Here is an 8,437-nt window from a genome sequence, read left to right on the forward strand (position 1 = left end):
GCTGCCGTGGATCGCCGGCCGGGAGCGCGTACGGGACGGGCTCGTCCTGCGGCTCTCCGACGGCCGCCGGCTGCTGGGCCCGCCGGCGGACCCGTACGCCACGGCCGCGTACGTCACCGCCGTGTTCCTGGACGGGACGGCCCACGACGACCCGGCACGCCTGACGACGGACCTCGCCGTGCCGCACGGCGGCTCTCTCGCCGCCGAACTGGGGCACAGCGTGGCCTCGTTGGCGCTGTCCCGGGCCGATCAGCCGGCCCCCGCCGGGGCTCGTCCGGAAGAGTGGCCGGTGGAGGACTGGGAGGGGGAGCAGAGGGTGGTCGACGGTCACCCCTTCCACCCCAACTGCCGTTCCCGGCCCGGTTTCTCGGTGGCCGAGCAGTTGGCGTACGGGCCCGAGCACCGGCCGTCGGTCGAGCTGGGACTGATGCCGGTGCGGAGGTCCGAGTGCCTGGTGAGCGGGGCGTGGCCGGAGGGGCTGCGGGACGGCGGGCGGCTGCTGATACCCGTGCACCCCTGGCAGGCGGCACACGTGCTCGAACGACCGTGCGAGGACGGTGTCCTCACGGCGCACCCGCTGATGTCCCTGCGCACCCTGGCCCTGCCCGACGGGCCGCACGTCAAGACCGCGCTCAGCGCCCGGCTGACGTCGTCGGTGCGGGACATCTCGATGGGCTCGGTCGCCGCGTCGGCGGCCCTGTCGGACTTCGCGGTGGACCTGGCGGCCCGTACGGACGGCCTGCTGCACATCACCAGGACGCTGGGGGCGGCCGGCGCGGGGTCCGGCGATCTGGCGGCGCTGTGGCGGGAGTCGCCGCGTACGTACGTCGAGGCCGGAGAGCACGTACTGCCGGTGGCCGCGCTCACCACCACCGGCCTGCCCGAATCCCCTGCGTGGCTGGGTGACTTCGCGCGCCTGGCCCTCACCGTGTGCCTGCGCCTGCTGGAGCGGGGCGTGGCCCTGGAGGCGCACGGCCAGAACCTGCTCGTCGTACTGTCCGGGTCGGGGGCGCCGCTGCGGCTGGTCTACCGGGACCTCGCCGACATCCGTGTGAGCCCCGCCCGGCTCGCCCGACACGGGGTCCTCGTACCGCAGTTGCCGCCCCGGAACCTCACCGACGACCCGACCGCCCTGCGCCGCAAGCTGTTCGGCTCGCTCGTGGCGGGCGCGCTGGCCGGAACGGCCGGGTCGTGGGCCGCGCTGCGGACAGCGCTGGAGACGGCCGTACGGGATCTGCCACGCACCCCGGATCTGACGGCACTGTGCGAACAGCCTTTGCCCGCCAAGGCGTTGACGCTGATGCGGTTGTCACCCGCACACACGGGGGACATCTGGATGCATCTGCCCAATCCCATCCGGACCAGGTGACACCACATGGCCGATTTATCAGTCAATTGTGATCAGAAACGTCTTGCCGGTCCTTCTCCCACGGCCCGGCGGTGTAGCTCTGAGGAGTTCGCCGGACACGAGAGCCTCGGGAGCGGAAGATGACCGACGTCGACAGCAGTGACGGCCTGATGACGCCGATCCGCCCGGAGCAGTTGGAACCGGGGGCGGTGATCGCGCAGTCGCTGGACAACCAGTGGGTGCCCGTCCAGCTCACGAAGGAGATGATCGAGCGGGGCCGCTCCCTGGATCAGGTCGGTCGGCAGCGGGTTCAGGAGGCGCGGACCGAGTACTTCCGCAGCCTCATCAACGCGAGCCAGGTCGTGATCAACCGCGCCTACTTCTACAACAACGACGCGATCAACTGCGACCTCGCGCAAGGGGGAGAAGCCCGCACGGCGCACCAGAGACTCCTCGCCTCGGGGGCCATCGTTCCCTTCCTGCTCAACGAGCGGCACCCGGCCGAGGAGCCGCCCGCCCATCTCCACCTGCGACGCGACGGGTTCACCGCCTGGCAGGAGACGCTGGCGGGGATGCCGGCCGCGGACCGGGTGCGCTGCGTACGCATGTCGTGGAACGACACCCCGGGCGACCAGGAGAACAGGGAGCGCACCCGGATCCGGCTGTTCCAGCCGTTCGCCGAGAAGGTCCAGGGGCTGACGGCCAAGGACATCGACATCCTCGCCGCCCAGGTAGGAGTGGCGCGGGAGGACACGGACCGGTTCGGACAGCGACTCGGTGAGGTCGTCGGTTTCAGCAACGACCTCAGCGTGCGCAGGCAGCCAGTCGTACGCAACACCCTGTACGAGGAGTTCGTCTCCGTCCCGGGGACGAACATCGCGGAGGGCAGATACGACCGGGACAAGCCCTTCGCAGCCGAGATCAAGCAGCTTCTCGACCTGATCTACAACGTCAACCTGGCCGATGCCCTAGGGCGTTATCCGCTCACTCCTGTCGGCAGCCTGCGGCGTGTGGTGTTGCAGGAGGCCCGCGAGGCCAGGGCCACCGCCGGATTCGTCGAGGACCCGGAGCAATTGCTGACGTTGCTGCAGCGGCACACCTTTGCCACGGTCCAGGACCACCTGACGCCGTCCGCGGTGAACGCGCTGGACCTCCAGGACATTTGGCGACTGCGGCAGACCTCCGCCTGGAACGAGTACATCCGGGCCTTCGACACACTGACCGCCGCACCCGAGACCTTCCACGACTCCGTCGGAAGGGTCTTCGACCGCTACGTCCGGCTCAACTCGGAGATCCTCAGGCTGGCCCGGGAAGGCAGGCACGCACGGCCGAACCACTGGCGCCCGGTCGTCGAGGTCGTGGTCACCCTGGGGGCGGCCGTGTTCACGGCTGTCAGCGGAGACGACATGTGGGAGGTGGCGGGTTCGATCCTGCCGCTCACGGTGAGCGGATCGCTGACCGGATCGGTGCAGCTGGTGCTGCGCAACCGGACGGCCGGTCGGCAGGAACAGAAGTTCGCCCGCGAGATAGCCGCCGTACGGCTGGCGAGTGAGCGCGAATGGTCGCACTTCCACGACCTGGTGCGACGGCTGCCCGGCTACCGGGACGGGAGGGGCCCCGGCCCCACCGGCACGGCCTCCACGACCACTCAGGACAACGAGGACCTGCCCGAATACTGAAACCTGGAGCATGCTCATGCACTGCCTGGGAAGCATCCGATGAACCGTTACGACGCCCTGCGCCGGGCCGTTCCGGAGTGGTTCCGCAACGATGCCGAGGGGATCGACGTCCTGACGGAACCGGCGCTCGTCCGCAAGGCCCGGCGCCTGGCGACGGCGGCACAACACAGCCGTCCGCGGGGCCCGGTGGGCGCCCTGTGGGCAAGGCTGCGGGCAATGGTCCGACCGGTCCCGGCCGGTGTGGTGTCGGCCAACCGCCATCTGTGGTACCTGCGCGACCCCGTGCGCTTCCCCGACGGTCGGCTGGGTCTGTACGACCGCGTCCTGCCGCCCCCCGGCTCCTCCCCCGGCGTGGTGGTCCTGCCGCTGCTCGGTCCCGAGGGCAAGGTCGTACTGATCGAGCACTACCGGCACGCCACCCGGAAGCGGCACTGGGAGGTGGTCCGCGGCTTCGGGGACCCCGGGGCCACGGGCGAGGAGAACGTCGCACGGGAACTGCGGGAGGAGATCGCCGCAAGTCCGACGGCGGTGATCGCCCTTGGTGAACTCCACCCCGACACCGGTCTGTTGGCCCACAAGGTCGAACTGTACGCGGCCCGCGTGGACGGCTTCGGGGATCCGGAGGAGGGTGAGGCGATCCTACGGGTGATCACGGTGACGCCCGCCGAGGCGGAGGCCATGGTCTCCGACGGGCGGATCACCGACGGCTTCTCCGTCGCCGCGCTGTACCGGGCCCGTCTCGCGGGCCTCTTCGACACGGGGAAAGGCGGCGCAACCTGACGGCACCGCGTGCATCACCACTCAGCCACCTGCCGTTTTGAAGCCAGGTGGGTTTGATTAATAGGATCCGCCGATGATCACAAGACAACGGCTGGCGGTAGGAGTCTGTGCTCTGCTCGCCGCCCTGACGGTCGGGATGGCCTTCCCCGCCGGCGCGGTCGCCGACGAGACGGAGGGCCAGGATGCCCCGAAGGTCGAACTCGTCCTGGACGTCAGCGGTTCGATGCGTACGCGGGACATGGACGGCGGGTCGCGGATGGCCGCGGCCAAGCAGGCGTTCAACGAGGTGCTCGACGCGACCCCGGAGGAGGTCCTGCTCGGCATCCGCACCCTGGGCGCCAACTACCCCGGCAACGACCGGAAGGAGGGATGCAAGGACACCGCGCAGCTCTACCCGGTCGGTCCGCTGAACCGCACCGAGGCCAAGGCGGCGGTGGCGACGCTGGTGCCGACCGGCTGGACCCCGATCGGGCCGGCGCTGCTGAAGGCTGCCGACGACCTCGACGGCGGCAACGGCCTGCGCCGGATCGTCCTGATCACCGACGGCGAGGACACCTGCCAGCCGCTGGACCCGTGCGAGGTGGCCCGCGAGATAGCGGCCAAGGGCATCGGCCTGACCATCGACACCCTCGGCCTGGTGCCGGACGCCAAGACCCGCGACCAGCTCATCTGCATCGCGGAGGCGACCGGCGGCACCTACACCTCCGTCCAACACAAGGACGAACTCAGTGACCGTGTCGGCCAGTTGGTCGACCGGGCCGCCGACCCGGTGGTGACGCCGGTGGCCGCGGAGGGCGCCACGGACTGCGCGAAGGCGCCGACGCTGAAGTCCGGTCTCTACACCGACCGTGAGGAGTTCGGGCAGCAGCGCTGGTACCGGGTGGACGTCAACCCCGGCCAGGAGCTGCGGGCCTCGGTGAGCGTGGCCGCCGACCGGGCCGTCGCCCCCGACTACGGGGTGCTGGTGCGGGCCGTGACCGAGCACGGACGGGAGATCGTGCGCGGTGAGGCGGCGGGCAACGGCCGTACGGACGTGATCTCCTCGGGCCTGCGCTACCCGAAGCCCGAGAGCGACGACGAGAGCGCGCCGGCCGAGACGGTGTGCCTGCAGATCACCAACTCCTTCTCGGCGGCCGCCGGGGTGAAGACCACGCCGGGTCTGCCGCTGGAGCTGACCGTCGACGTGGTGGACGGTCCGGGCAAGTCCCGCGACGTGGCCTCCTTCGGCCTCGGGCGCGGCTGGTGGCTGCTCGGCGCGCTGGTGCTGACCGGCTTCCTCGCGGGTCTGCTGTGGGGCTGGATCTCGCGCTGGCGGGTCGCGATCTGGAGGACGAACTGATGCGTATCACACGTGCGTTGGGCGCAGCTCTGCTGGCGCTCGGGCTGGCCGCGGGTCCCGCGGCGGCCGACTCCTCGCCGTCCGCGAGTCCCTCGGACGACGACGGCGCCCCCACCCAGGCGGGCACCTCGTTCCGTACGGCCACGGAGATCGAGCAGGGGCAGCAGGCCACCGCCGGCGGCTCCACCGGCGACTACATGTACTGGTCGTTCGCGGCGGACGCCGGACAGCGCCCCACCGTCAAGGCGACGGTGAAGCTGCCCGAGTCGCACGCCTCGCAGACCTGGCAGATCGACGTCTACGACGGCCTGCGGCGCCGCCAGGCCTGCCAGTACGGCGCCCAGACGCGCACCGCCGCCCAGGGCACGGCCTCCGTGGACCTGGCCTGCGTGCTGCGCACGGTCCGCGCCTGGTCGGAGCCGTGGGCCAACGACCCGCTGCCGGGCACGTACTACATCCGGCTCACGGCGGTCGGCCTGCCGGTGTCCGACCTGGGCCTGCCGGTCAGTGCCGAGGTGCGGGCCGACTCCAAGGACATCGGCGGCGCGGCGGCGGTCGACGGCTCGCTCGCGCAGCCGCTGACCCCGGGCATTGCGGTCAAGTCCGAGCAGGAAGAAAGTGGTTCGAGCGACGACGGCGGCAAGAAGAAGTCGGCCGTGCTGTCCAGCATCGAGCCCGACGGCGGCTGGTCCTCCGGCTGGTGGTCCGACCGCTGGGTGTGGACCGGCATCGGGGGCGTGCTGGCCGCGCTCGCGGGCATCGGCGGGTACGCGCTGACCCGCGGCTCGGGCCGGCCCTCGCGAGTACCGCCGGGCCACTGACGGCGGTTCCGCCCGGCAACACCTCGGGAAGGCCCGCTCCTTCGGAGCGGGCCTTCCCCCATGCCTCGCGCAACTCCTCGGCCGCGGCGCCATACCCGCTCACCTCGACGCGCCCTTTCCCGCACCGCGTCCACCGGACCCGGCTCCGGGCGGCGGTGCCGGGGCGTCAGCCGAACCCCACCCGAGTCCTCACGCGGGACAGGTGCCGGCCGGATCACTCCTTGGTGCAGTAGGGACTCTTCTGGATGCTGGTGAAGTTGGCCTTGAAGCTGTCGTAGACGGCCGCGTTGTCGATCTTGAGCAGGGTCTCGTCATGCGCGCGGAGGCTGGGGTAGGTGTAGTTGTGGCTGCCGGTGAAGACGATCTTCCGGTTGGCAGTGCCCAGATAGGTGCCCTCGATCAGCATGTACTTGTTGTGAATGCCGATGGTGCGCTGCGTCCCGTCGGCATTCCGCGCGGTTCCGTCGCACCGCATGATGGAGGTGAGCTTTCCGTCGAGGATGCTCTGCACCTTGGTTCCGTAGTTGCCGTCCTCGGCGTTGCGGACGAGCTCCACCCGGCAACCGGCCTTCTTCAGCGCCACCAGCTTGTCGGCGACCTGCGTGCGGGTGAAGGCGTACATGCCGATGCGGATCTGGGTGGCACCGCCGGCGCAGTCCACGTTGTTCAGCAGGGAGACGATCGTGTCCGTGGACGCGTCGGTCGAGTAGGTGGTCCCCGAGGACTCCTGGCGGGGCATGAAGTAGGTCTTGTACGGGCCGCTCTGCTGGGTCTTGTAGTACGTCGCGAGTCCCTTGCCCCCGTTGGAGCCGTACTTCTTGAGGTCCTGGAAGTAGGCGAGGTAGGTCTCGAAGAGGCCGGAGCCGTCGTCGGGGATGGTGACGGCGTTGTTGTAGAGGGTCTGGCGCTGCGCGGTGGTCAGGTTCGCCGAGGCCTGGAAGACCACGTTGTCGGTGCTGCCGACCTTGGAGAACAGGAAGAACTTGTTGTGGTCGATGGCGTGGACGGTACCGATGGTGCGGTTGCCGATGCAGCCGCGGTCCTTCGGGCAGGCCAGCACCCATGAGCGCTTGGCCGGCAGATCGGTGCCCAGTCCGTCCGCGAGCGCCTGGTACTGGCTGCCGCCGGTGTCGAGGGTGTCGTGGTCGACGATCAGCTTGACCAGCACGCCACGCCGGTCGGCGGCGAGCAGCGCGTCCTTCACCTTGCTGTCGGTGAACTTGTAGACGCTGCCGTAGATTATGGAGCCCGCCGGAGCCCGGTTGATCAGGGACAGCAACTGGTCCCGGATGGCGTCCTGCTGGGCCGTGGTGCCCGCCGGATCGTTGAACGTGGTGGTGAGGGACACGGTGTCATCAGCCACGGCGGTCGTCGCGGGGACCCCCATGAGGGCCGCTCCCAGGACGACAGCTGCCACGGGCGCAATATGACGCAGCTTCATTCACAACTTCCTTACACAGTTCCGGTTCGGGCGGCACCCTACATGACGCATCGTCACAAACGCGGCTGAGCCGAGGCGCGATAGGCGTCACCAAGGCAGGCTTGTCGTCACTTGGCGTCGGAGCCTGGCTCAGCCAGGGACGCGGTTATGGCAACGCCGCTGCAGGCCGTCACCTCGTACCGCATGACGTGTCGGAAGTTGATGAGAGACTGGACAGTGTCCATGAAATCCAGCATGCGGTTCCGGCGTTCACCGCCGTCGGTCATAGGGCGGTGGCGGCGCGGACCAGCCCCGCGACCGCCGTCGATCGGCTGTGTGGGGGCCAGGCGATGACCGTGGTGACGTGGGGGGCGTCGGGGACCGGTACGGCGGTGAGGTCCGCGCGCAGACCGGTACGGCCTGACTCCGGGACGACCGCGCAGGCGCGGCCGAGGGCGATGAGCTGGATGAGCTGCGTGTGGTCGCGCACCTGCGGTCCGGGGCCGTCCGGGATGGTGCCGTCGGGGCGCGGCCAGCGAGGCAGGGGCAGGTCGGGAAGGTCGGTGACCTCGGCGAGCCGCAGGTGGGGGCGGGCACTGAGAGGGTGTCCCGCCGGGAGGATCGCGACCTGACCCTCGGTGTGCAGGTCCTCGGTGTCGAATCCGGCCGTGTCGTCGAACGGCCGATGCAGCAGGGCTACGTCGGCCCGGCCGTCGTGCAGCACCCGTGTCTGCTCGCCCGGCCCGCACAGCACGACGTCCACGGCGACGGCACCGGGCTCGGCGGCGTAGGCGTCGAGGAGTTTGGCCAGCAGTTCACCGGAGGCGCCTGCTTTCGCGGCCAGGACCACGGCGGGGCGGCCGGTCGCGGCGAGGGCGGCCCGGCGGGTGCGCCGTTCGGCGGCCTCGACGGCGTCCAGCGCCGCTCGCGCCTCCCGCAGCAGCACCGCCCCCGCCCCGGTCAGGGCGACGCCCCGACTGCCGCGCTCCAGCAGGACGGCGCCCAGGCGCCGTTCGAGCCGGGCGATCGCCCGCGACAGCGGCGGCTGGG

The 8,437-nt window shown here is 70.5% G+C and carries 7 protein-coding genes; 5 read left to right on the forward strand and 2 right to left on the reverse strand.

The genetic code is table 11. The features are described from left to right. The 5 genes from RH94_RS28695 to RH94_RS28715 form a co-directional block, all read left to right on the forward strand. Positions 1–1,369 (forward strand): IucA/IucC family protein (locus tag RH94_RS28695; protein WP_234426108.1); only part of this gene is annotated, 1,369 nt, incomplete at its 5' end. Positions 1,370–1,488: 119 nt separating this feature from the next. Continuing rightward, the gene (locus RH94_RS28700; protein ID WP_073951264.1) at positions 1,489–3,027 is read left to right on the forward strand and encodes a hypothetical protein; all 1,539 of its coding nucleotides are present in this window, start codon (positions 1,489–1,491) and stop codon (positions 3,025–3,027) included. Between the two features lie 39 nt (positions 3,028–3,066). Further along, complete coding sequence (locus RH94_RS28705) at positions 3,067–3,807, forward strand: NUDIX hydrolase (RefSeq protein ID WP_073951265.1); 741 nt, start codon at positions 3,067–3,069, stop codon at positions 3,805–3,807. Positions 3,808–3,880: 73 nt separating this feature from the next. Further along, positions 3,881–5,146, forward strand: coding sequence for a VWA domain-containing protein (locus tag RH94_RS28710; RefSeq protein WP_073951266.1), 1,266 nt, complete (start codon positions 3,881–3,883; stop codon positions 5,144–5,146). After that, positions 5,146–5,967: a hypothetical protein gene (locus RH94_RS28715; RefSeq protein ID WP_073951412.1), complete on the forward strand. Its 822-nt coding sequence runs from the start codon at positions 5,146–5,148 to the stop codon at positions 5,965–5,967. Before RH94_RS28710 ends, RH94_RS28715 begins: the two co-directional genes overlap by 1 nt. A gap of 214 nt (positions 5,968–6,181) precedes the next feature. Here RH94_RS28715 and RH94_RS28720 read toward each other — a convergent pair whose 3' ends face one another. Together RH94_RS28720 and RH94_RS28725 are read right to left on the reverse strand one after the other, a co-directional pair. Continuing rightward, a complete protein-coding gene (locus tag RH94_RS28720) occupies positions 6,182–7,384 on the reverse strand; it encodes a phospholipase D-like domain-containing protein (RefSeq protein ID WP_234426109.1) in 1,203 nt (400 codons plus the stop codon). Between the two features lie 286 nt (positions 7,385–7,670). Beyond that, positions 7,671–8,437: LysR family transcriptional regulator (locus RH94_RS28725; protein WP_234426110.1), on the reverse strand; the 767-nt coding region annotated here is incomplete at its 5' end.

Origin of the sequence: Streptomyces kebangsaanensis, assembly GCF_001906585.1 — a bacterium.
GTDB lineage: Bacteria > Actinomycetota > Actinomycetes > Streptomycetales > Streptomycetaceae > Streptomyces > Streptomyces kebangsaanensis.